Source organism: Macrococcus armenti (assembly GCF_020097135.1).
In the GTDB taxonomy this organism is placed as follows: domain Bacteria; phylum Bacillota; class Bacilli; order Staphylococcales; family Staphylococcaceae; genus Macrococcoides; species Macrococcoides armenti.
The window spans coordinates 1408018-1432332 of record NZ_CP083608.1; the positions used below are offsets into that span (position 1 = coordinate 1408018).

24 protein-coding genes are annotated in these 24315 nt (G+C 35.3%); 5 read left to right on the forward strand and 19 right to left on the reverse strand.

The window, feature by feature from the left end; all coding sequences use genetic code 11:
• Positions 1 to 128 precede the first annotated feature (128 nt).
• The 4 genes from LAU42_RS07405 to zapA are packed head-to-tail and all read right to left on the reverse strand — an operon-like array spanning position 129 to position 5033.
• On the reverse strand, positions 129 to 2465 hold the full coding sequence (locus LAU42_RS07405) for an endonuclease MutS2 (RefSeq protein ID WP_224182990.1): 2337 nt from the start codon (positions 2463 to 2465) through the stop codon (positions 129 to 131).
• A 4-nt stretch (positions 2466 to 2469) separates the two neighbouring features.
• Positions 2470 to 4173, reverse strand: a complete 1704-nt coding sequence (gene polX, locus LAU42_RS07410; protein ID WP_224184773.1) for a DNA polymerase/3'-5' exonuclease PolX — start codon at positions 4171 to 4173, stop codon at positions 2470 to 2472.
• Between the two features lie 49 nt (positions 4174 to 4222).
• The gene (locus LAU42_RS07415) at positions 4223 to 4768 is read right to left on the reverse strand and encodes a CvpA family protein (RefSeq protein WP_224182991.1); all 546 of its coding nucleotides are present in this window, start codon (positions 4766 to 4768) and stop codon (positions 4223 to 4225) included.
• Positions 4761 to 5033 (reverse strand): cell division protein ZapA, encoded by a 273-nt coding sequence (gene zapA, locus LAU42_RS07420; protein ID WP_224182992.1) that lies wholly within the window; start codon positions 5031 to 5033, stop codon positions 4761 to 4763. The genes LAU42_RS07415 and zapA overlap by 8 nt, the downstream gene beginning before the upstream one ends.
• A gap of 99 nt (positions 5034 to 5132) precedes the next feature.
• Between zapA and rnhC the strand changes: the two genes are divergently transcribed.
• A complete protein-coding gene (gene rnhC / locus LAU42_RS07425) occupies positions 5133 to 6062 on the forward strand; it encodes a ribonuclease HIII (protein WP_224182993.1) in 930 nt (309 codons plus the stop codon).
• Positions 6063 to 6084: 22 nt separating this feature from the next.
• Here the strand turns inward: rnhC and pheT are convergent, their stop codons facing one another.
• Positions 6085 to 8484 carry a phenylalanine--tRNA ligase subunit beta gene (gene pheT / locus LAU42_RS07430; RefSeq protein WP_224182994.1) on the reverse strand — a complete coding sequence of 800 codons (2400 nt, stop codon included), beginning with the start codon at positions 8482 to 8484 and terminating at the stop codon, positions 6085 to 6087.
• Positions 8471 to 9541, reverse strand: coding sequence for a phenylalanine--tRNA ligase subunit alpha (gene pheS / locus LAU42_RS07435; protein WP_224182995.1), 1071 nt, complete (start codon positions 9539 to 9541; stop codon positions 8471 to 8473). The genes pheT and pheS overlap by 14 nt, the downstream gene beginning before the upstream one ends.
• Before the next feature lie 420 nt (positions 9542 to 9961).
• On the opposite strand from pheS, the gene LAU42_RS07440 reads away from it, so the two are divergent.
• Both LAU42_RS07440 and LAU42_RS07445 read left to right on the forward strand, forming a co-directional pair.
• A complete protein-coding gene (locus LAU42_RS07440) occupies positions 9962 to 10408 on the forward strand; it encodes a hypothetical protein (protein ID WP_224182996.1) in 447 nt (148 codons plus the stop codon).
• Between the two features lie 183 nt (positions 10409 to 10591).
• A complete protein-coding gene (locus tag LAU42_RS07445; protein WP_224182997.1) occupies positions 10592 to 10792 on the forward strand; it encodes an LPXTG cell wall anchor domain-containing protein in 201 nt (66 codons plus the stop codon).
• Positions 10793 to 10862: 70 nt separating this feature from the next.
• On the opposite strand, the gene LAU42_RS07450 is transcribed toward LAU42_RS07445, so the two are convergent.
• The 3 genes from LAU42_RS07450 to LAU42_RS07460 form a co-directional block, all read right to left on the reverse strand.
• Positions 10863 to 11222, reverse strand: coding sequence for a hypothetical protein (locus tag LAU42_RS07450; RefSeq protein ID WP_224182998.1), 360 nt, complete (start codon positions 11220 to 11222; stop codon positions 10863 to 10865).
• A 221-nt stretch (positions 11223 to 11443) separates the two neighbouring features.
• Positions 11444 to 12184 (reverse strand): TrmH family RNA methyltransferase, encoded by a 741-nt coding sequence (locus tag LAU42_RS07455; protein ID WP_224182999.1) that lies wholly within the window; start codon positions 12182 to 12184, stop codon positions 11444 to 11446.
• 2 nt (positions 12185 to 12186) lie between these two features.
• Positions 12187 to 12621 carry a MarR family winged helix-turn-helix transcriptional regulator gene (locus tag LAU42_RS07460; RefSeq protein ID WP_224183000.1) on the reverse strand — a complete coding sequence of 145 codons (435 nt, stop codon included), beginning with the start codon at positions 12619 to 12621 and terminating at the stop codon, positions 12187 to 12189.
• Between the two features lie 129 nt (positions 12622 to 12750).
• Between LAU42_RS07460 and LAU42_RS07465 the strand changes: the two genes are divergently transcribed.
• Both LAU42_RS07465 and LAU42_RS07470 read left to right on the forward strand, forming a co-directional pair.
• A complete protein-coding gene (locus LAU42_RS07465; protein WP_224183001.1) occupies positions 12751 to 14391 on the forward strand; it encodes an alpha-keto acid decarboxylase family protein in 1641 nt (546 codons plus the stop codon).
• A gap of 129 nt (positions 14392 to 14520) precedes the next feature.
• Positions 14521 to 15969, forward strand: coding sequence for a potassium/proton antiporter (locus LAU42_RS07470; RefSeq protein WP_338147541.1), 1449 nt, complete (start codon positions 14521 to 14523; stop codon positions 15967 to 15969).
• Positions 15970 to 15982: 13 nt separating this feature from the next.
• Here the strand turns inward: LAU42_RS07470 and LAU42_RS07475 are convergent, their stop codons facing one another.
• The 10 genes from LAU42_RS07475 to nirD form a co-directional block, all read right to left on the reverse strand.
• Positions 15983 to 16717 (reverse strand): class I SAM-dependent methyltransferase, encoded by a 735-nt coding sequence (locus tag LAU42_RS07475; protein WP_224183002.1) that lies wholly within the window; start codon positions 16715 to 16717, stop codon positions 15983 to 15985.
• A 26-nt stretch (positions 16718 to 16743) separates the two neighbouring features.
• On the reverse strand, positions 16744 to 16929 hold the full coding sequence (locus LAU42_RS07480; RefSeq protein WP_164953650.1) for a helix-turn-helix transcriptional regulator: 186 nt from the start codon (positions 16927 to 16929) through the stop codon (positions 16744 to 16746).
• Between the two features lie 5 nt (positions 16930 to 16934).
• On the reverse strand, positions 16935 to 17258 hold the full coding sequence (locus LAU42_RS07485) for a hypothetical protein (protein ID WP_224183003.1): 324 nt from the start codon (positions 17256 to 17258) through the stop codon (positions 16935 to 16937).
• A 964-nt stretch (positions 17259 to 18222) separates the two neighbouring features.
• Positions 18223 to 19287, reverse strand: a complete 1065-nt coding sequence (locus LAU42_RS07490; RefSeq protein ID WP_224183004.1) for a M42 family metallopeptidase — start codon at positions 19285 to 19287, stop codon at positions 18223 to 18225.
• A gap of 17 nt (positions 19288 to 19304) precedes the next feature.
• The gene (locus LAU42_RS07495) at positions 19305 to 20510 is read right to left on the reverse strand and encodes a DUF819 family protein (protein WP_224183005.1); all 1206 of its coding nucleotides are present in this window, start codon (positions 20508 to 20510) and stop codon (positions 19305 to 19307) included.
• A gap of 245 nt (positions 20511 to 20755) precedes the next feature.
• Positions 20756 to 20980 (reverse strand): ATP-binding cassette domain-containing protein, encoded by a 225-nt coding sequence (locus tag LAU42_RS07500; protein WP_224183006.1) that lies wholly within the window; start codon positions 20978 to 20980, stop codon positions 20756 to 20758.
• A 75-nt stretch (positions 20981 to 21055) separates the two neighbouring features.
• A complete protein-coding gene (locus tag LAU42_RS07505) occupies positions 21056 to 21523 on the reverse strand; it encodes an ABC transporter ATP-binding protein (protein WP_224183007.1) in 468 nt (155 codons plus the stop codon).
• Positions 21524 to 21621: 98 nt separating this feature from the next.
• Positions 21622 to 22977 (reverse strand): hypothetical protein, encoded by a 1356-nt coding sequence (locus LAU42_RS07510; protein WP_224183008.1) that lies wholly within the window; start codon positions 22975 to 22977, stop codon positions 21622 to 21624.
• Between the two features lie 34 nt (positions 22978 to 23011).
• Positions 23012 to 24013: a uroporphyrinogen-III C-methyltransferase gene (gene cobA, locus LAU42_RS07515; RefSeq protein ID WP_224183009.1), complete on the reverse strand. Its 1002-nt coding sequence runs from the start codon at positions 24011 to 24013 to the stop codon at positions 23012 to 23014.
• Entirely contained in the window at positions 24004 to 24315 is a 312-nt protein-coding gene (gene nirD, locus LAU42_RS07520) for a nitrite reductase small subunit NirD (RefSeq protein ID WP_224183010.1), read from the reverse strand. Before nirD ends, cobA begins: the two co-directional genes overlap by 10 nt.

Sequence of the window (24315 nt, forward strand, 5' to 3'; positions counted from 1 at the left end):
GGGTCATTACTTTTGCTCACATATTATGCAATGAATAAATAAATGATTCCGCCTAAAAGCATTAAGACCGATACAACAATCAATACTTTTGCGAGTTTATACATATCAAAGTTATCCATACTGCCTCCTTATTTCAGTTCAACAACTGTAACACCGAATCCACCTTCCGCCGGCATACCTCCACGGAAGCTCGATACAGCTTTTGATCGACGTAAATATTGCTGCACACCTTTTTGTAGTGCACCCGTACCTTTTCCGTGAATAATCGTTACTTGTTCATAGTTGCTCAAAAGTGCCTGATCTAAATACTGCTCAAGTTTAATAAGTGCATCCTCATAACGTTCACCACGCAGGTCTAGTTCCATTTTAATCGTCTGGCGATTGCTTCTAGGAACGACGCGAATTTTATCTTCTTTTGGTGGTGCTTCTTTTTCCAGTTCATTTAACGGCAGCTTCATCTTAATGATACCCATCTGAACAACAGCTTCATCTCCATCGACATCAAGAATCACACCTTTTTGCCCATAACTGAGTACTTTAACGTGATCACCTTTAGCTATAACTTCATTTTTAGTCGATTTCTTATCCGCTTTTATTTTCGTTTCATGATACATTTTACCTAACTTAGAACGCTTTTCAATCAGTTCGTTCTCTTTAATATCAGCATTAGATTTTAAGTTACGCAATGTTTTGAGCAATGCATCAGCTTCTTTTTCTGCATTTTTAACAATTTTATTTGCATCCTGTTTCGCGCGTTCTATCAAGTTTTCTTTCTGCGTTAAATAGCTTTCAAAGTTTTTCTTCAGATCATTATGCAGTGACTGTACTTCCAGCTTCAGCTGTTCTGTGTATATACGGTCATCTTCCATCTGTTTAGCGTTTCTTTCTAAACTTTTGATCATATTATCAATTTCTGCATCGTCCATATGAATCATCTGGCGTGCATGTTTAATAATCGATAAACTCAAGCCTAACTTCTTCGCGATATCAAATGCATTACTTTTACCCGGTACACCCATTAGTAATCGGTATGTCGGACTTAAAGTTTCGACATCAAATTCAACACTTGCATTCATGACGCGGTCTCGATTATAACTGTATGCTTTTAGTTCAGGATAGTGCGTTGTTGCCATCGTCATTACATTTTGTTCAAGACACGTATCCAGTATACTCATCGCAAGTGCCGCACCTTCACTAGGATCTGTACCAGCTCCTAGTTCGTCAAACATAACGAAGCTATCACTTGTCATTTCATTTAAAATCGATACGATATTTGTCATATGACTTGAGAACGTTGAAAGTGACTGCTCAATCGACTGTTCATCACCGATATCACAGAACACCTCATCAAAGATACTGATTGCTGCACCTTCACGAGCAGGAATCATCATCCCGCTTTGCGTCATTAAAATAATCAGGCCAGTCGTCTTTAACGTAACAGTTTTACCACCTGTATTCGGACCGGTGATTATAACAGTTTGTGTGTCCCCAATAAAACTTATATTATTTTTAACGACAGTGTCTGAAGGTAATAACGGATGCCATGCACCTGGTAAATCAACTGTCCTTGTGTCTACAACATTCGGCATAACCATCTTATTACGATTACCATATTTCGCTTTCGCCATTAACACGTCTAAATCCGATAACACTTCAGTAGAATATGTCAGTGCGTTATCATGAACGGCTACTTCGTTCGTCAGTTCGTATAAAATCCTTTCAACTTCCTCTTGTTCACGATGTGTCACTGCACTCAGCTCAGTTGAAAGCTGTACGATACTGTTCGGTTCAATATAAAACGTCTGCCCACTACTTGAAGTATCATGTACGATACCTGGAAAATCCTGCTTATATTCACTACGTACCGGAATTACTTGACGGCCATTACGGATCGTGACAATTGCATCTGATAATTTTTTCTGATTATTTGAACTGCGCACAATATTTTCAAGTCGCTCTTTAATACGGCGATTAATACGATTCATTTCCTGACGAATCTCTGCTAATTTAGGCGAAGCATGATCAAATAAAGTCGTTTCATCACACTTCGACTGAATGCTTTCTGCAAGTTCTGTAACTTGAGGTAAACGTTTAAACGTTTCATACATCATCGGAATTTCAAGTTCGCGTTCTTCAAACAAGTTTGCAATATATGTTTTATAGCGATTTACAACTTTTATATTATTTTTAATTTTATTGAGTTCAGTAACTGACAGCACCGAGCCGATGACTGCCCGACGCACGAGCAACTGAATATCACTTAGCATACTCATACCTGGTTCTGTCTGGGTCATTTCGATTCGACGTGCCTCTTCCAGTTGTGACAGCATTTCGATTATTTGTGCTTTATCACGCGTTGGTGCCGTCATCATTACTTTTCTGCTTGATAATTCATTTTGTGTGAATGCATCTACACGCTCAATGATTTTATTATATTCTAATACATTTAAAGCTTTTTTATTCATAACATTACTTCCCATTCTGTATCCAAGATTTGAAGGCTTCACGTGACAGTGTGTTTATCACCTGTTCCTTTTTAACATAACCTTTAATCGCGGTGCTGACGCCATATTTCATTAAATCAAGCTGCTGAACGGCGTGTGCATCAGTATTGATAACAAGTTTTAAGTCTGGATATTGTTTTAAGATTTCACTCGATAAATCAAGTCGCATCGGATGCGCATTAATTTCAAGTACTGTGTTCGTCTTTTGTGCGATTTCAATAAGCTGAGCCATATTCACATTGTACCCATGGCGACGACCAATCAATCGTCCTGTCGGATGTGCAATATGTCTGACGTAAGGATTTTCACATGCATTGATTAATCGCTTCATAATTTCTGCTTCACTTTGATTCAGCGACTGATGAATTGCACCGATACAATAGTCTAACTGCGAAAGTACTTCGTTGCTGTAATCCATCTCACCATCAGCTAATATATCCATTTCAACTCCTGAATATATATCAATTTCTTTATATTGGCGGTTTAGTTCTTTAATGCGCTCATTCTGTTCTAATAATCTTTCCTCACTCAGTCCATTTGCAACGAACAAACTTTTGGAATGATCCGTAATCATCATATATTCATAACCTTTAGCAATACAAGCTTCTATCATCTGTTCAATTGTATGAGCCCCGTCACTATATGTTGTATGCATATGAATATCACCACGAATATCATCGTGTTTAATAATTTCATTAAAGTTGTCAAAATCAAATTCTGAGCCGTCATGACGCATTTCAGGTGGAATATATGGTCGGTTAAAATGATTGTAAATATCTGCTTCACGCTTCAGTTGTATGATGTTACCATCACTAGTTGTAATGCCATATTCACTGACTTTCTCATTTCTTTCCTTTGCAAGCTGACGAATTCTAATATTATGCTCTTTACTACCAGTGAAATGCTGCAGCATATGCGCATAGTTTGACCCATCTGTAAATCTGAAATCAACAGTCGTTACGACATCATCTTTAGCAACTTGAATGGTAACTTTTTCGTCTCCAGCAAGTTCTACTTTTTTAATAAATGGTAGTGCCGTCAATTGTGCTTTTACAATATCACGTTGATTTGTTTCTACAATATAATCGATATCTTTAGAATATTCATTACGTCGTCTAAAACTGCCTGTAACAGAATAACGATTGATTGCTTCAATTTCTTCTAGCGCGTTATTAATCATTTCAGTAAACTGATGTACTTGATAAATGCTTAACTTTTCAGTCATTGTCAGCATTTCATCTATACTAATCAGAATATTCTCCTCTGACTTCTTACCAAAACCAGGTAGTGCGCTAATTTCGTTATTGATACACGCATTTTTAAGTTCATCAATCGTTGTAATGCCAAGCGCATCATTTATTTTAACGATTTTTTTCGCACCAAGATTTCGAATTTTAAGCATATGAATAAGCCCTTCAGGAATTTGTTCCTTTAATGACTTAAGTAACGATGATTCTTGATGTAATCTAATGTCTTCAAGAACTTCTGCTACGCCTTTTCCGACACCTTTAATTTCTGTAAAGTCAGAAAGTGCATTAATGTCACCCTGAAAAGTCTCAAGATTTGCTGCTGCTTTACGGTAAGCTGATATTTTGAACGGATTCTCACCTGAAAGTTCAAGCAGCGTCGCAACTCGTTCAAGCTGTTTAATATAATCTTTCTTCGTAATATCCATAATACCCTCCAAAATAAAAGCCATAGACGATGTGCCTATGACTTTATGTAATAATAATACCTACATATTCAAACCAATGTTTTGCCAGTTGACTTAAAATCGGTGTATGATTTGCAATTAAATTTGCGATGAAGCTTTCTTCTAACTTTGCCTGTACACTCGTAACAGGTACCATTGATAATAAAAATATGACGATAAATAATAATAAATGAGATTCTATAAAGCCGAGTACTGCTCCGAAAATACGATTCATCTGATTTAACAGTGGAAGCTGTGCTATATAATCAAAAATCGTTGCAATAAACTGCAGTATTACTTTACATAGTATAAATATAATGATGAAGCTGACAACGTTATAAAATGTCATTTCATTCGTAATCATGTTTAAAAATTTCGACTCGTAGTTCCCTTCAGTAGATGGAAATGGAATCATTAACGTCATCTTCTGAGCAAGGTCCGCATAAAAGAGCTTTGCGATAATGAAAGATCCGAGCGTACCTATTAAATGCAGTGATTGTAAAATTAATCCTCTGCGTAAACCTATTACCGTACCTAAACATAAAAAGAAAATTAAAATTAAGTTAATCATTATCGTTGTTTCCCTCTAAACGACTGAGCTTTTGAAGTAGCAAATCGTGTTCTTCCTTTAATTTCACATAATCATCCATCACGTTGACTGCAGCGAGTACTGCTTTGCGTGACGTATCTAGCCCTGCATTATACTTTGCAATCTCACGAATACGTTCATCGACTAAACTTGCAACGTGACGAATATGGCTCGGTTCATCTTCACCGAGAATTGTATAGAACTGATCATATATATTTACAGTAATTCTATTCTTAAATTCTCCCATATTAACACTCCGTCATCGTTATTTATTTTAGTTTATGTTACCATTTTTACATAATGAATAACAATAAAAACATACTTAAATGTTAGAAAGTAGGCAAAAATGAGCAATAAAGTATATATATTGACTGAAAAAGAGGCAAAATTGATTGCGCAATCACTGCCACCTGCTGATAATACGCCATTACCTCAAGGTACAAAATATCGCACAAAAATTTCAGGTCATACTGTAACACTGTATCATTCAAATAAGCTGATGATACAAGGTGCAAACAGTGAAGCAATTGGCGCGTCAATTCTTACAAAAGCAGGCATTAATCATGCACAATCATCACAAAATAAATCCGCTGCAATAAAAACACATTCAATTCAATACGACAAGTTTAATTGTATTGGCAGCGATGAAGCCGGTTCCGGTGATTACTTCGGCCCGATGACTGTAGTTGCCAGTTACGTATCGAAGAAAAACGCTGAAATTTTAAAAGTGCTCGGTGTCATGGATTCTAAAAACTTGAAGGACAATCAAATTATAGAACTTGCCGAACAAATAATTCCAATCATCCCTCACTCACTGCTCGTACTTGACAATCCTAAATATAATGAGCGAAAACAGCTCGGCTGGTCACAAGTAAAAATGAAAGCTGTACTTCATAACGAAGCAATAAAAAATGTTCTGAAAAAAATAAATGAACCGCTTGATTACATCGTGATTGACCAGTTTGCAGTACAAGGTGTATATGAAAATTATGCAATCGGTACTATACCTGAGCGTAATAAAACAAAGTTCGAAACGAAAGGTGAATCTAAATCGATTGCTATTGCGGCAAGTTCAATTATTGCACGCTATGCATTTGTGAAATACTTCGAACAAATCATTAAAAAAACCGACATTTCGATTACAAAAGGTGCAGGTGCAAAAGTAGATGTTGAGGCTGCTAAAATCATAAAGCTAAAAGGTATCGATTATTTAGATTCCATTACTAAAAAAGATTTTAAAAATCGTGAAAAAGCAATAAAGCTCATAAAAAAATAAGCTGACACCGTCAGCTTATTTTTTATCCTCTTAATTTCGCACCATTTGCCTGTAGCTTTTCAATGACTGCTTCATAAATCGGTTTAATTTCTTCATCTGTTAACGTTTGTTCCGGATTTAAGAATTCCATACGAATCGCAACTGATTTCTTATCTTCAGCGATATGCTCACCTTCATACACATCAAACACTTCAGCTGATTTTAAATATTTAGAATCAACTGTCATAATTTCATCAATTAGCGCACCAGTGTCAAGTTTACGTTCTACTTCTAATGCAATATCACGGCTTGTTCCCGGGAACTTCGGAATCATATTGTAAATGATTTGTCCTTGATGTTCTGAAAGCAACGCTTTTAAATCTAATTCAAACACATATGTTTCTTTTAAATCATTAACTTTTTCAACAGTTGGGTGCAGTTGTCCGATAATACCGACTTTCATTTCATTTACGAAAATATCCGCACTACGCCCTGGGTGTAATAAGCTTTCACTACTTCTTACATAATTAAAAGTCAGACCAAGTCGCGCACTAATTGCTTCTACTATTCCTTTAACATGGAAGAAGTCTACTTGTTCTTTCTTACCTTGATGCATACTTGGCGTAACAAGTCCGGTAATGATACCTGCGACATGTTCTTCTTCAGAAGGTAGTAATCCATCCTGCTTAAAGAATGTATTACCAATTTCGTAAAATGCAACGTCTTTCATTTGACGTGCATTATTGTAGCTTACAACATCGATTAAATGAGGAAGTAAAGACTGACGTAACACTGCATGATCTTCACTCATCGGCATTAACAGCGCTGTTGTATCAGCTGATTTCAGTGCAAATTGTGTTGATTTTTCTGCTGATACGAGTGCATATGTGATTGCCTGATTCAACCCTAATCCTTGAAGTAAAGCTTTCACAGCGCGACGTTTCGTCTGGTAGTCAGTCAAACCAACTTGCTTATTCGTCATCGTTTCTGGTAATGTCGCAGGTAATGCATCATAACCGTAAATACGTGCAACTTCTTCAACTAAATCTTCTTTGATCGTTATATCTCCACGACGTGATGGGACGATAACATTAAACGCATCGCCATCTACTTTCGTCTCAAATCCAAGACGTTCGAATATGTTTTTAATTTCTGTGTTTGAAATATTAAAGCCGATCAGCTGGTTAATATCATCCGTCGAAATTTCGATACTAGTTGTGAAATCTGGTAATGCCCCCGCAGATACGACACCACTCATAACTTCGCCTTGCGCATTTTCCTGTAATAAATACGCTGCACGATCAAGTGCATCTAATACAAATTCTGCCGCAATACCTTTTTCAAAACGACTTGATGACTCTGAGCGTAAATTCAGTCGGTTAGCAGTTTTACGAATGTTCAGTGGTGCAAACATTGCAGATTCAATTAATACATTCACTGTACTGTCTGTTACTTCTGAAAAATCACCACCCATTACACCAGCAAGTGCAATCGGTTCTGAACCATTAGTAATAACGATGTCTTCATTTGTTAATGTACGTGATTTATCATCTAAAGTCGTCATCGTTTCCCCGTCAGCTGCAGCGCGAACTTTAATTGTAGTGCTGCCTATCTTGTCATAGTCAAACATATGTAATGGCTGACCGTATTCAAGCATGACATAATTTGAAACGTCTACTACGTTATTAATCGGACGAATACCCGCTTTAATTAATCGACCTTGAATATGAGCTGGCGATGGACCTATCTTTACATTTTTAACGATACGTGCTGCATAATATGGGGCAAGTTCAGCATTATCGATATGAATATCGATGAAGTTTTGTGCCTTTTCATCAGTTTCATTAAGATGCGTTTCTGGTAGTTTTAAAGGTGATTCATATAAAGCGCTCGTTTCGAATGCAGAACCTACCATACTCATACAATCACTGCGGTTTGGCGTTAAACCAAATTCCATAACTGCATCATTTAGAGAAAGTTCAGTTAACGCATCGCTACCTGGCGTAATACGTTCTTCAAATACGTATATGCCATTTTCGTATACTTCAGGTATTAAGTTAGATGCAATACCAAGTTCACTTAATGAACAGATCATACCATTTGATTCAACACCACGAAGTTTCGCTTTTTTAATTTTAATGCCACCAGGTAATCTACCTCCTGGTAAACAAACGATAACAGTCTGGCCAGTAGCTACATTCGGAGCACCACAGACGATCTGCTTAACTTCATCACCAACATTCACCTGACATACATTTAGCTTATCAGCGTCCGGATGTTTTTCAATTGACTCAACATATCCGATTACTAAATTTTTTATATCTTTCGTAAAGTCGATGATTTCTTCAATCTCAATCCCGCTTCTCGTAATTTTCTCAGCGAGCGTTTCTACCGGAACATCCACTTTAACATAGTCATCTAACCATTCTTTACTTACTAACATTAGGTTCTCCTCCATCTTCTAAACGTAAAAACTGACGAATAAATCTTAAATCATTTGTATAGAAATGACGTATATCTTCAATACCATACTTTAACATTGCAATACGATCTGGTCCCATACCGAAAGCGAAACCTGAATATTTACTTGAATCAAAACCTGCCATCTCAAGAACGTTCGGATGTACCATACCTGCTCCTAAAATCTCAATCCATCCGGTACCTTTACATACGTTACATCCTTTACCTTTGCACTTAAAACATGAAATATCAACTTCAACAGATGGTTCTGTAAACGGGAAGAAACTTGGACGCAAACGAATTTCACGGTCCTCACCAAACATCTTTTTCGCAAAGTATTCAAGCGTACCTTTTAAGTCGCTCATTTTAATATTTTCATCTACGACTAAACCTTCAATTTGTGTAAATTGATGTGAATGCGTCGCATCATCAGAATCACGGCGATAAACTTTACCAGGACAGATGATTTTTACCGGCCCTTCACCTTTACGCGCTTCTAATGTACGTGCCTGTACTGGTGACGTATGTGTACGCATTAACACTTCCTCAGAAATATAGAAACTATCCTGCATATCACGTGCTGGATGTGACTTCGGTAAATTTAATGCTTCAAAGTTATAGTGATCACTTTCAACTTCAAAACCTTCAACAATTTCGTAACCTAAACCGATAAATAAATCTTCAATATCTTCAACGATACGGTCTATAGGATGACTGCTGCCTGACGTTAATTTTTTACCTGGCAAAGTAATATCAATCGTTTCACTTTCTAAACGCTTATTCACAAGTTCCGCCTCAATACGCGCTTCCACTTCTGCAATTGCACTTTCTACAGTTTGTTTCGCATCGTTAACAAGTTGCCCGAACTTCGGTTTCTCTTCATTCGGTAAAGATTTCATCTCTTTCATTAAACCTGTGATTACACCTTTTTTACCGATATAAGATACTTTAATATCCTGTAGTGCTTTCTTATCTGTAATTTGTGATACTTTCTCAACCGCTTCAGCCTTTAATGCCTGCAATCTTTCTTTAAGTTCCATGATTTTCCTCCTTAAATTTAACCAATAAAAAAAGCCCTCATTCCTTATACAAGGGACGAAAGACTCCGCGGTACCACCCAAATTTGTGCATCATGCACACAACTCATTAAGTGATAACGGAACTACCGGTCTAACTTCTTATTAGACAGCCTCTCAGTTGAAAAGATATTAACAAATCGATTTCACTCGCACCAAATGTGAAACTCTCTGAACAATGTATTAACACCCCGACTGGTCATCGGCAATTTATTTCATTACGTATATTATATAGAATACACGATGTTTATTCAAGTGTGTAGCAAATCTGAAACAACAAACCATTAAATATATCAGAAAAATATTATGCTAAATTATAGCGAACATTTAACTATTGTATTATCATTAATTATTATACCAATAAACTTTAATGGAGGTTATACGATGATTAAGAAAAAAATTATTACATCCATCTGTACTTTCACATTAATCTACACTGTTCAGGCAAATGCACAAACGGTAAATACACAGTCACTACAAACGGTAAAGACGAATCTGGAAACACATCATGAAAATATTAAAACTGAAGTGAATACTGTTAAAGAAAATATAGACAACAAAAAGGAAACAGTAGAAAAAATTGAAAAGAAAGTCGAACAATTACCACAGGATGTAACAACAAAAATTAAAGATAATCAAGTTGAAAATCAGCCTATTCCTGAACAGAAGCTCGATACGTACATTCAGCTGCAAACATTAAAGGAAAAACAGGAATTAAGTGAACTCGAGTATAAAACTGAAGTATTAAAAATCGTAAATAAGACGCTATCACAATATTTATCAAGCCATGACAAAAATCAATTTGATTTCGAAGCGCTGAAGTTACAGTGATTTGATAAAAGTGTACTCTCTTCTTATCATAAAAAATTATTAAGCGACCTTGAAAAATTAAAGTTAGACGGCAAAATATCAAACGAAACATATAATCATAAAGTTTTTGACATCCTGCATGAACACTTACAGAACGATAACGAAAAAATAGTTCACGTTAACAATAAATTAAGTGAACATCAAGTGAAAGATAATCTGGCTGAAGGATTTATATCAAATCTATCAACACCAGTAAAAACAGAAAGTAAAAACGTTCAACCTACGAGTACATCAACTAAGACATTGCCTGAATTAGGAGAAGCGCAAAATAAACCGCTGATGATTGCTGCCGTAATCATCCTTATTATCGGTGGACTCATACTAATGCGTTCACGTAAGAAATAGTGAATTGCATTTATCACCTCCAAAAATCCACAAAAAAATGCTCACACACTTTCGTGCGTGAGCTATTTTATTACTCAATAATCCCCATCTCAAACGTCATACGTTTAAGCTTCTGAACGTCATCTTTCTTTCTGAACACAAGCGTACATATTGATTTATCCTCAATTAAATTAAAGTCTTCATCTTCCCTGGAGACTGTAACAATGACAATCTCACTTTGACGCTTCTTCCCCTTATAAATCACTTCAAAATTCCAATCTTGATCCATTTCGAATCTTTCTTTAAAAATTGCGAGTAATTCCTGTTTGTTTAACCGTACAATAGAGCCATCATCTTTTACAAACGTAGCAATCATTTCATCGTCAATAATTTCTTCAACCGCTTCGTAATCCTGGTTTCGCCACGATGCTAATAAATGTAAATAAGCCATCCCCTTCACTTCTCTCTATATATAATGTATTAACTTATAAACATTATATACATTTTATTAAATTAGGTATATAAAATTTTTATTTTAAATTAATACATCTTCATCAGGCGTTTTATAACGGTTATAAACTGTCGTACATAATGAACTCATACAAATGTAAACCGGAAATAATAAATCGTTATCTGTATAAAAGTATTGATATAAAAATATATTAAATGGTTCTATTTCACAAAGTGATACATTAATATTCCTGCACAAACCGCTACATTTAAACTTTCTGCTCTACCATGTATCGGAACGTATAAGTTTTCATCAGTTGCCGAAAGAATATCATTACTCACACCTTGTCCTTCATTACCTAAAACAATCATAAATTTATCAGCAGGTGTAATTTCTTTGTAGTCTCGCGCTGATTCAAGACTTGTACCATAAATTGTACCTTCAAACTTTTTCTTAACTTCTGCAAAATCCATCTCAACTACAGGTATATGAAACACACTTCCTTGAGACGATCGTAATACTTTATCGTTATAAATATCAACTGTTCCTTTTGCCATCATTACAGCATCAAGCCCTGCTGCATCTGCCGTACGAATAATCGTACCAACATTACCAGGATCTTGTATTCGGTCGAGATAAATGACACGATTCATTACAATCTCATTCATATCCTTCATATTACATACTGCATATATACCTTGTGGTGATTCTGTCTGTGATAATTTTTCAGCAACTTTAAATGTAATTTCATATTGCTGTTTACTACGTGCAACCATCGCTTCTGTTAATTTATCAGCATTCACTGTTAAAATCATTTCAATATCTACATTACTGTTTACCGCTTCTTCAACGAGATGTTCACCTTCGATTAAAAACTGATTCATTTTCTTTCTATCTTTACGGTTATGCAGTTTTGCAATCTGTTTAATTTTCTGATTTTGTACTGATTCAATTATTTCCATCTCTATACCTCTTCTTCTTTTATTAAAGTGAATCCTGGGCGTTCATGCGCCAATGACTCCATTACAGCTATCCAGTTTTCCCCTGCTTCATTAAATGTTCGTTCAAATAAATTGCGCTGTGCTTTATTTAACGTATCAATGAGTTCAATTCCTTTATCTGTCGGATATAATTCTTTCAATCTTTTATCCTGCGGCGCATATCGTTCTGTTATCAATGCTTTCTCTTTCAATACTTTTAATGTGCTCTGTGATCCTTGTTTTGATATTTCTAGTACTGTCAGTAGTTCCTTTACAGTAATACCAGGCTTCTTACATATAAAGAATAAAAAACGATGATGCTGGCGTTGCATACCGTATTGTTCAATTATTTCGTCTGCAGCACCGATAAAGGTTTTATATGCAAAATAAAATAACATATGTTCATAATCTTTGTTCATCGTCTAAAGTCCCTTCAATATATTAATTTCATTATACTAGGAAAAACTGAGAATACAACAAATAGGTCAATCATATTGACTTAATAAAATGATACGTTTATATTTATTAATAAAGGGAGGATGAGGTTAATGAAACAAAGAATTGGTCAATATTTATTAGATAGTTTACATGTAAACGGCGTAAATAAAGTATTTGGTGTTCCAGGTGACTTTACACTTGCGTTTTTAGATGACATTATTCGTCACGAAGGACTTGAATGGATTGGTAATACGAATGAACTTAATGCGGCATATGCTGCTGATGGTTATGCACGTGTTAATGGGTTAGCTGCTGTTAGCACTACATTTGGAGTTGGTGAATTAAGTGCTGTCAATGGCATTGCAGGTAGTTATGCAGAACGAGTACCTGTCGTTAAAATTTCAGGTGGTCCATCATCTATCGCTCAACAAGAAGGACGTTATGTACACCACTCATTAGGAGAAGGTGTATTTGATGCTTATAGTAAGATGTATGAACATATTACAGCAGCAACGACAACATTAACTGCTGACAATGCAATTGAGGAAATTGATCGCGTAATTCATACAGCATTAAAGGAAAAACGTCCAGTTCATATTCATCTGCCGATTGACGTTGCCTTAACAGAAATCGAAGTTGCATCACGTCCTAAAGCATATGAACATACGCCGCAAAACATAGAAAAATTCATTCAAGCAGTAGAAGAAAAATTAAAAACTGCTAAGCAGCCTGTCATTATTACCGGTCACGAAATTAACAGCTATAAACTACACGAACAACTAGAAGCATTCGTTAATAAAACGAACATTCCAGTTGCGCAGTTATCGCTCGGTAAATCAGCATTCAATGAAGAGAATGAACGCTATTTAGGCATATACGACGGAAAGATTGCTGAAGAAAATGTAAGAACATATGTCGATAACGCCGACGTTATATTAAATATCGGCGCAAAACTGACAGACTCAGCTACAGCAGGTTTCTCTTATAAATTTGATACAGATAATATTATTTATATTAACCAGAATGATTTTAAAGCAGGAGATATTGTAACCAACGATATTTCAATCGTCGATCTCTTAAATAGTTTAGCAAATATCGATTACAAAAACGAAACACAATACCCGACGTATAAACGCTCTGACATGCAGTATGAATTAAGTGATGCACCACTTACTCAAAGTAATTATTTTAAAGTGATGAATGCATTTTTAAAGAAAGATGATATCATTCTTGCAGAACAAGGTACATCATTCTTCGGTGCGTATGACTTATCACTGTATAAAGGCAATCAGTTTATCGGTCAGCCATTATGGGGATCAATCGGTTACACGTTCCCTGCATTACTCGGCTCATCATTAGCAGATACGAACCGTCGTAACGTACTGTTAATCGGAGATGGTTCATTGCATTTAACAGTTCAGGCATTATCAACGATGATAAGAAAAGATATTAAACCTGTCATCTTCGTTATTAATAATGACGGTTATACTGTTGAAAGGTTAATTCACGGAATGGAAGAAACATATAACGATATTCAGATGTGGGATTATAAGAAACTTCCAGAAGTATTCGGCGGTAAAGATAAAGTGGCTGTGCATGATGTTAAAACTTCTAATGAACTGAAATCTGTTATGGATAAAATCGATGCAGATACACACCATATGCATTTTGTTGAAGTACATATGGCAGTTGAAGATGCACCGAAGAAATTAATAGATATCGCAAAAGCATTTTCAGATGCAAACAAATAATATAGCACATTGCCCGGAATAGTAGTTCCGGGCAATTTTCATAGTGAATAATATTTCAGTACAAAATGAAATTTTGATATAATTATTATATAAAAATCTTTAAGGAGTGATCTCATTAATACTGAACTTATTATTTTAGTTCTCGGCTTACTGCTCTTTATCGCAGTCATGACCACAACATTATCAAGTAAACTTGGCCTCCCCTCTTTAATCGTCTTTCTTGCTGTAGGTATGGCACTCAATTCATTCATTATGTTCGATAATGCATTTTTAGCACAACTTATCGGAACGATTGCGCTCGTTATTATATTATTCGATGGTGGTATACAAACGACGAAAGTAACAGTAAAGAATGCAATTTCATACGCATCAATACTAGCGACAATCGGCGTATTGATTACAAGTGGTATCGTAGGTGCAGCAACTGTATACATATTAGACTTATCATGGAAGCAAGGACTGTTATTCGGTGCAATCGTCGGTTCTACTGATGCTGCAGCAGTATTTAGTATATTAGGTAATAAACGCATTAAACAAAAAATTAAAAGCATCTTAGAAGTAGAATCTGGTACAAATGATCCGATGGCGTTATTTTTAACGATTACGATGATAAACTTACTTACGATGCCAGATGCATCAATACTGACAAGTGTACTGCTCTTTATATGGCAGATGATCGGTGGTGCAATGTTAGGACTATTAATCGGATACGTTGCAGTGAAACTCATTAACTTTGTTGAACTTGAAGCGACAGGATTATACCCGATACTTGCATTAACTTTAGCATTTTTAACGTATGGTTTGTCTTCACCACTTAAAGTAAGCGGGCTGCTTGCAGTTTATGTATTTGCTTTATATTTAGGCAATCATCCACTCAGTTATCGCGCAAACATCATCAGATTCGGTGAAAGCTTTGCCTGGATGGCACAAATGACAATGTTTATCCTTTTAGGATTACTTGTATTCCCGAATCAACTACCAAGTATAATGATTCAGGGCTTACTTATTGCAATTATTCTCATGTTTGTTGCGAGACCAATCAGTGTATGGTTAACACTTTTCTGGACAGACTTAACAAAAAGAGAACTTACATTTATTTCCTGGGCAGGATTAAGAGGCGCAGTACCCATTATCCTTGCAACGTACGCACTACTTGCTGAAGTAGAAAACTCAGATATCATCTTTAACGTTGTATTCTTCGTCGTACTACTGAGTGCATTACTGCAGGGGATGACACTTGTTCCACTCGCCAATAAACTCGGCCTCAATCAAGGCGAAGCACATACTAGCCCGTATCGCTTTGATATGGTTGCAAGTGAAATTACTGAAGTAGATATACGTGAATATCTTGTTAAGTCTGGATCACCTTGGTCAAAGAAAAAAATTCACGAACTTGGTCTTCCTCGACAGTCAAATATTAATGCGGTAGTGAGAGACGACAAGTTGTACGTGCCTGATGGTAATTTTGAAATTCAGACGAACGATATACTATATATTATCGCAAGCAAGAAACTGCACTTAAGCATTCAGAAAGAACTTGCAAAATTAAAAGCGAAAAAAGAACGCCCTGTCAAATAGACAAGGCGTTTTATTATTGCTTCACAACTTTAAAGATGACAAATGACGGACGATGATTAATTTTCTCAATATCAACATGGCTCATTTGTTCACGAGAAAGGTCAGTATTCCCTGTTTCAACGATACGCTCAAGTTTAAAACCTGTATCAAGTAACGTGTTGAGCAACTCTTCCATCGTTCTGTGATATTTAGTTACATCCTGCTGTAACCATCTTATCGTACGTTCACCACTTTCAAAATAATGATCCATTTTATAATGATCATACATATCCGGAACATGAGACCACAAATCATCAGAACGCGTTGCAGTTGCAATAGGATGTTCACATGAGAAAATGAACACACCATCTTGCTTCAAATGATTATAAACTTTTTGAACCGCACCTTTATAATCTTTAATATAATGAAATGCAAGTGATGAAACGATCACATCATAATCCGCAATAGAATCAAATTCCATGAAATCAGCATTTAAGAAAGTAACATGTTGATCCTGTATATTATCTTTAGCAGCCTGAATCATATTATCCGAAATATCAATCCCCGTAATCTGAATCGGCGACTGCTCCATCATATACTGTACAAGCTGACCCAAACCACAACCTATATCAAGAACAGTCTTATTATACAAATTTGGGAGCAGCTCTTTAATTCTCGGCATTTCAATCATATCATTGTAGCTCGCTGGATTTAATCTGACCTCTTTGTAAGATTTAAAGAAATCATCATTATCATAAATGTTGTGCATATGGATTCTCCTTGAGTGATTATGGGTTACGAAAACAATTCATCTACTGTAACATCAAATTGCTTTGCCAGTTTAAAAGCTAATGACAATGTCGGATCATATTTGTCATTCTCGATTGCATTTATTGTCTGGCGCGATACACCCACACTTTTACTAAGTTCCGCTTGTGAGATATTTTTCTTTTTTCTTAATTCTCTAATTTTATTCTTCAATGATATCATTCCCTGAAACTATACTTATTTCTAATATAAAACAAATTAATAACAAATAATACAATAATAATTAATATATACCCTACTTCAGGATAGTCGCTAAACCATAATTTTCTATTATCCGAAAGACCTGTCAGTCTTAGCAATATCGCTAGAATTAATGCGTAGACAGTCCAAACTAAAGTGTTAGAAAAAACTTCTAACAGTATTTTAGATTGTCTTTCATCAAAATTTTCATTAGTAGAATCATTAATTTCTTTTGGTAAATAAATTTTAGTCACAAACCCCCAGATACATGCAAATAAAAACACTAATAAATAACCAAACATAATTTCCCCCCACTAAGAATATTTACGTTTAACAATGAAATAATTTAATAACAATAAAATAAGCGTACATGAAAAGTTAAAAACTTCAGTATTTCTAGAATAAAAATCTAAATCTAAATGCTTGAATACCATTAGTTTAATGATAAAAACTACAGACCATAAGAAGAGCAAATAAAAAAAGTATTTGAAAAAACTTCTACACCAATCCTAGCCCCTCTTTCATCATAAACAGAGCTATTTGAATCAAAATTTAGAAACTTAATAAAAAAATAGATAATGTTACGATTGCTATAAACCCTAATAATAATTCTAAACTATTTTATCACCTCAAATGTCAAATTCTTTTTACATTTTAATTTTATGTTTAGAACATAAAAATGTCAAATACTTTTGACATAATATTTAAAAACAAAAACGAGCTTCAATCAGCTCGTTTTTTTAATAAACATACATTTTTTAATTACGAACTTCTTCATAGTTCGGTACTTATAGCCTTGGATACTGCTTCTACCTTGTGTTAAGTGGTGAACTTCAACTAAGTTCGACACATATAGCCTCATTTACTGCTTCAGCTGCACCCTAAGTGGCGAACTTCTTCATTGTTCGACACCTACGTACTTAGTTACACCTTCAACCGCTCTCTAGGTGCCGAACTTCAACTAAGTTCGACACCTACGTACTCAGTTACACCTTCAACCGCTCTCTAGGTGCCGAACTTCAACTAAGTTCGACACCTACGTCCTCAGTTACTCCTTCAAATGCACTCTAAGTGCCGAACTTCTCCATTGTTCGACACCTACGTACTCAGTTACTGTTTCAACCTCACCCTAAGTGGCGAACTTCAACTAAGTTCGGCACCTATGTCCTCAGTCACACCTTCTAACTCGTACTAAGTGACGAACTTCACCATAATTCACCACTTAAACTATCAGCAATCTCCTTCTCTTAAATCAAATCCAACTTTCTATATCTCTTGTTTAATAATACGCTCAACCGTTGCATCATCCAGGCTTTCTACTACTTTCTTTAATAACATTACTGCTCCGTTATAATCTTCACGATGCATCATCGATACATTGCTGTGAATGTAGCGTGTTGGTACAGAAATTGTAATCGCTGGTACGCCATTGTTGCTTACGGCTACATGTCCTGCATCTGTATATCCACCTGTCAGATGATCATGCTGTACTTTAATTTCATTTTCCTGCGCAATTTGTTCAACATAGCGTCTGAATGAAACATGTCCGATATTCCATGCATCTGATAACAAAATGACTGGTCCTTCTCCCATCTTCGCTTGTCCAGATTGTTCCATGCCTGGCGTATTTGAACAAATACATACATCAATTGCTATTGCTAAACTTGGTTTCAGTAAATTCGCAGCAGTAATCGCGCCTCGAGATAATGTCTCTTCTTGTGTCACTGCTCCTGAATATAATGTGATGTTATGCTTAATGTCTTTCATCACTTCATATGCTGCAGCGCATCCAAATCGATTATCAAATGCTTTAGCCAGCAGATAATTCAGGTTTGCCATTACTTCAAACTCAGAATACGGTGTTATCGCATCTCCTACACTTACACCTGCATTTAATGTTTCTTCTCTATTCGCTGTTCCGATATCTATAAACATCGCGTCCGGATTTACTTTATTTCGTTCATCAGCTGGTAGTACATGCGGTGGCTTACTACCAATTACGCCTCGTACTTCACCTTTACGTGTTAATATCGTTACTTTCTGGCTTGTCATTACTGTACCAGACCAGCTGCCTAAATTCGTAAATTTAATAAATCCTTTTTCAGTTATCTCAGTTACCATAAATCCGATTTCATCAAGATGTCCAAGTAGCATTATCGAATGATTTGATGCCGCTTCTTTAACACCAAATATACTACCGGTATTATCCTGAATTGTTTTAATACCGTCATTCTCAAATAATCTTTTCATAAACTGCGTCATCGGCTGTTCAAATCCTGCCGGCGCGTTTACATCTGTCATTTCTTTTAATAATTGTAATTGCTGATCCATTATCTTATCCCCTTTATTTATATAAACTTACTTAACATTATACCAATTATCGTACCAACATAATTCCCAATAATGTATCCTAGCGTCCCTACAACTAGTATCGGTCCTATTAACTTATGCCAACCTTTTGCAATAGCTAATGCAGCGGCAGTTGTTGGACCACCGATGTTTGCATTGCTCGCGAGTAATATCTCTTCTAAATCTGCACTGATCCATTTACCCACGACTAAACTGATAACTAAATTTATAACTGCAATTATAAATACGAAGAGTAATAGCAATGGTGCATTCTGGATAATTAATGGGATTGATGCAGGGATACCTAATACAAAGAAAAATAAATATATTAAATATGTTCCAAATTCACTACTACCGTTCATTCGTTTAAAGAAGTTCGGAAATGTTAATATCAATAAAAACGTGAGTGTCGTTAAAATTAAATACTTATCCGTTACGAGCCCCGTTAACATATCATATGCTATATTACTATCGCGCTTCGGAAATAATGTCGCCAACCATTCTGATAGTTTAAATGAAACAGCTACAATAAAAAATGCTGCTCCGAAATTAAGTGCGATATCAAGTAACGATATTTCCTTTCTACCGAAATAATCTTTCTGCCCATCATTATGATTACTTTCAACAGCTTCGATATGCGGTGTTTTAAAACTTTTTCTGAAAAACTGAATAGTCGGTATAAGCATTAGCATTAATATAAATAATGCTGTCATTAAATTATCTGCAACGACTGCAGCAGATACAACATCTTTTGGTGGATTAAATTTCAATGTCATCGCCGCAAAATTAACACCCCCACCGATATAACTAGCACTCATCATACCGCTCAGTTTATCAAGATGTGGGATATGATCTTTTAATAGAAAAAATGCAACTATCGTTCCTGCTATCGTTCCTACTGAACTAATTAAAAATATTCCGAGTAATCGCCCGCTTTCTTTCCATATACCTTTAATATCTATTTGGAATAGCAGGAGTGGTAATGCGAGCGGAATAATATATGTCCATATTTGATCATAAACGACAGATTCTGTAGGTATAATTTTGAAATTGGAAAGCATTAGTGCAAATATTAATGCAATAATTGCACCAGATAATTTAGATGCCCACTTGTACTTTAATTCTAAAAAAATACTCAAACTACTGAAGATAACAATAATCGCCCATAATGTTAATATATCTTCTCCTGAAATTAACGCATGCATAAAAATACCTCCTCACTCAAATTTCATTCTCATTTTAATTTATCAGAATTTTCTTTGAATTAGAAGGTATTTATTTCGATTATTGAATGTTTACTACAAACTTAAGTTTTTTCGGTTAAACAATACGAGATTAATAATAAATAAACAAATAATGAAAATTATGCATATTCCGTAACTGAGCGAAACGTTCGCATCTCCACTCGCAATTTTTGCGCTATCATATAAACTGAATATTGTACCGTACTTCATCCATTTAATGTCACTCTTACAATTGTTCCATCAATTTTACGCTCTTTATATAAAGTATGAAACATTTGTGCATCTTCTTCTGTTTCAAACGTAATACTGTAATGCTGACGTGCATTTGTCTGAACATTATTCATGTCATCGATATCTACAATATGTCCATCTTTTATAATACATATCGTATCACAAGTACGTGCCACTTCCGTAAAACTATGAGAACTCATTAATATCGTAGTACCATTCGCTTTTTCCTCCTGAATAAGCTGCAGAAATATTTGCTGTACGAGGGGATCAAGCCCTTACGTTGGCTCATCCAGAATTAATATTTCAGGATGATGCATTAAGCTCTGAATAATTGCGACTTTCTGTTTCATCCCTTTACTCATCTTTCCGATTTTAATCGAATCATCAAGCTGTATACGACGTATAAGCTCGTCCTTTCTACTATGGTCATGTATACCACGTGCTTTTAACATAAAGTTTAAATACGCTTTTCCGGTCATATCATTCATTAAACTAATTTCACCTGATATGTAGCCCACATTAGATTGTATTTGTGCGCGGTCTTTAAATGCATTCAAATGATTGATTGTAATCGTACCTATATCTGGCTTTATAAATCCCATTAACATGCGGATTGTCGTCGATTTCCCTGCTCCATTCGGACCAAGAAATCCAAATACTTCTCCTTTTTTAATTGTGAAATTAATATTAAATACACCTTTGTTGTGCTTGAATGCTTTCGTTACTTGATTTACTTGAATCATTTGACCACCCCATTTCACTTTCAATATACGCTTCGTTCATGTTGTGGTCAATATAAAAAACGAAACATAAATGTTTTATGTTTCGTTTTAATCAAATTTTATTTCTTCTTACGCTTTTTATATGACACTACACGTGACTTCTTCTGGTGTTTATATTCAGGCATTTCAATCACTTTATATCCACCAATACGCCATAACCTAACTTCTGTATACAAAGTTTTAAGTAGTTGCGTTAACCTTTCAGTCGGGACTATCGATACCATTTGTCTTGCACCTAAATCGGCAACAAATTCAAATGCCGTTTCAAAACTGTCTGTCACACGAAAAGTTTCAACAATTTCATTGAACAGTGCTTCCACTTGTTGCGAATATATTTTTTCACCTTTCATATTACGTTTGAGTTCAACTTTTACTTCTTCCTTTGACTTCATATTTTCTACATATGAATTCTGAACGTATTTATAAATCTGCTGTGCATTTATTGGCATATAATATTCCATATTACTGAACATAACGTCAAGATCCATCTGCTGATGAGAATAAATTTCATGTTTTACCCAATTTCCTTTTACATTTGGTACTAAGTTAGGAAAGTACGTTGAAATGTCCTGTTTAATTGTATCAACTGTTATTTCTTTTCGATAAACTTTTTTATATACTTTCTGTATGAAATCAAGACGTACAAAGCCATATAAATTCATCATCCCGCGGTAAAACTTAATCTTCTCAATTTCAGGATTCATTATGCCCGATGCTTTTAACTTTTTGAAGTGTTCCAGCACATCTTTCGGTATGAACAGTATTTCATTGAATTCATGACTAAAAGCAAATATTTCTCGTGTTGCACCTTTCATATATGTAAAGTTATCATAGTTAAACTGCAGTGCATTTTCAATATTTAACTGTAATTCAAAGTCCATAAACTTTTGCATCTTCTGAATCATCGTAAAATCTTTGAAGAAAGCGTCGTTTATTACATTTATATTGGATAACTTATCTCCTTGATCTTCAAGTTGATAAAAACGAATGATACCGATAATATCTTCATCACGCAACGTCTGTAAATGTGATACCAACTTTTGATTCGACCAAGTTTCAATCATTTCATTAATCTTTGTTTCAATCTCAAGTTGTGTTTCATATTGATTCAGATTCTGTTTTAACATATCACTTTCATATGCAATTTCATCTTCTGTCGGCGCTTTTATTAATTCATATGCCCCTTTTAAATGTATTGTGTTATAAAGATTTATTAATTCAGTTTCAACCTCAAAAATTTTGCCGTTACTTGCCTCAACGAGACCCGCTTCGACTAAATTTGGTAATATATATTCTGTTTGAATACTATCTTTATTAATGGTATTTCCATTTGCAGCAAGTAGTGATAAATATAAATGTTCTGTTTCATTCAATAATGGAATGACTTTCTGCACTCTTTCTGTAGTAATCTTCATATGCTTCTCCTATGTATAAAAAGACTGAAAAAATTCAGTCTTTTATTGTAATGATATTACGATCAAATTTTATATTGTAAGTTGCTTCAAATGATTGTAATGCTTCTTGACTTGATGCATGCACGTGCGTAAACATTCTATCTCTTAATATATCTTCATGCACGTCTCTAAATTTATTCTGAACTTGTGAATCATTGATTTCATCTATCGCATAATAAAATCCGCCACGTTCATACTGTTCTATTAAGTCGTGTGTATCAATTTTCTCTTCACTGATGTACAGATGAGATTGTTGAAATTCAGGAAGTGTTTCAAACCATGATGCACCTTTTCTGCAGTTTACAACATCTCCGATAATAATCATTGCAGGATGCGTCACTTGTGCTTTTTGTACACGTGAAATAATATTCGTTAAATCTCCGGTTACTGTCTTCTGGAAACCATAACTTGCATGTCCGATGACAGCAATCTTTATATGTGCGTCATTTCTTGATAATACTTCAACAATTTCAGGTAAAGCTTTCATCCCCATATAAAGTGCAAGCGTTCCACCTTTCGCAAGTGCTTCAAAGTCAATTTCTCTTACACTGTCTTTTTGTAGATGTCCTGTTGAAAATGTTACATGCGGTGAATACGCGCGATCTGTTAATGGGAACCCTGCATAGAGTGCAGCCGCTGAAGCACTCGTAATACCAGGGATAATTTCGTACGGGATATTCGTAATACTTTCAACTTCTTCGGTCAGACGGCCAAATATTCCCGGGTCGCCTCCTTTTAAACGGACTACTGTCTCATATTGCTCTGCACATTCGTTTATAATCGCATTAATTTCATCTTGTTTCTTATACTTTACATCAGGATTTTTTCCTACATATATAAGTTTACATTCAGGTTTACTCAACTTCAGTAAAACTGGATTAACGAGCCGGTCATATATAATAACATCTGCCTGTTCAATTTTACGCATCGCCTTATAAGTAACAAGACCAGGGTCACCTGGTCCTGCACCGATAAAGTAAACTTTACCTAAATCCATATATAAAGTACACCATCTTCAACTTCTGTTTTATATGTTTTAACACAGCCATCCGCTTCATCTGGTGCCTGAACCTGGCCATCATTTAAATCAATTTTTCTGTCATGTAACGGACAGAATACATAATGTTCACTTACTGTCCCTTCAGATAAAGGTCCATTTTTATGTGGACAACGGTTACTGATTGCTTTAATATCACCAGATTCTAATAAGAAAATAACGATTTCTTCGTCTTCAACAAATACTTTCTTACCGATTTGAGGTTCTAGTTCAGATACATTGAATAATTTGATTTTTTCCAT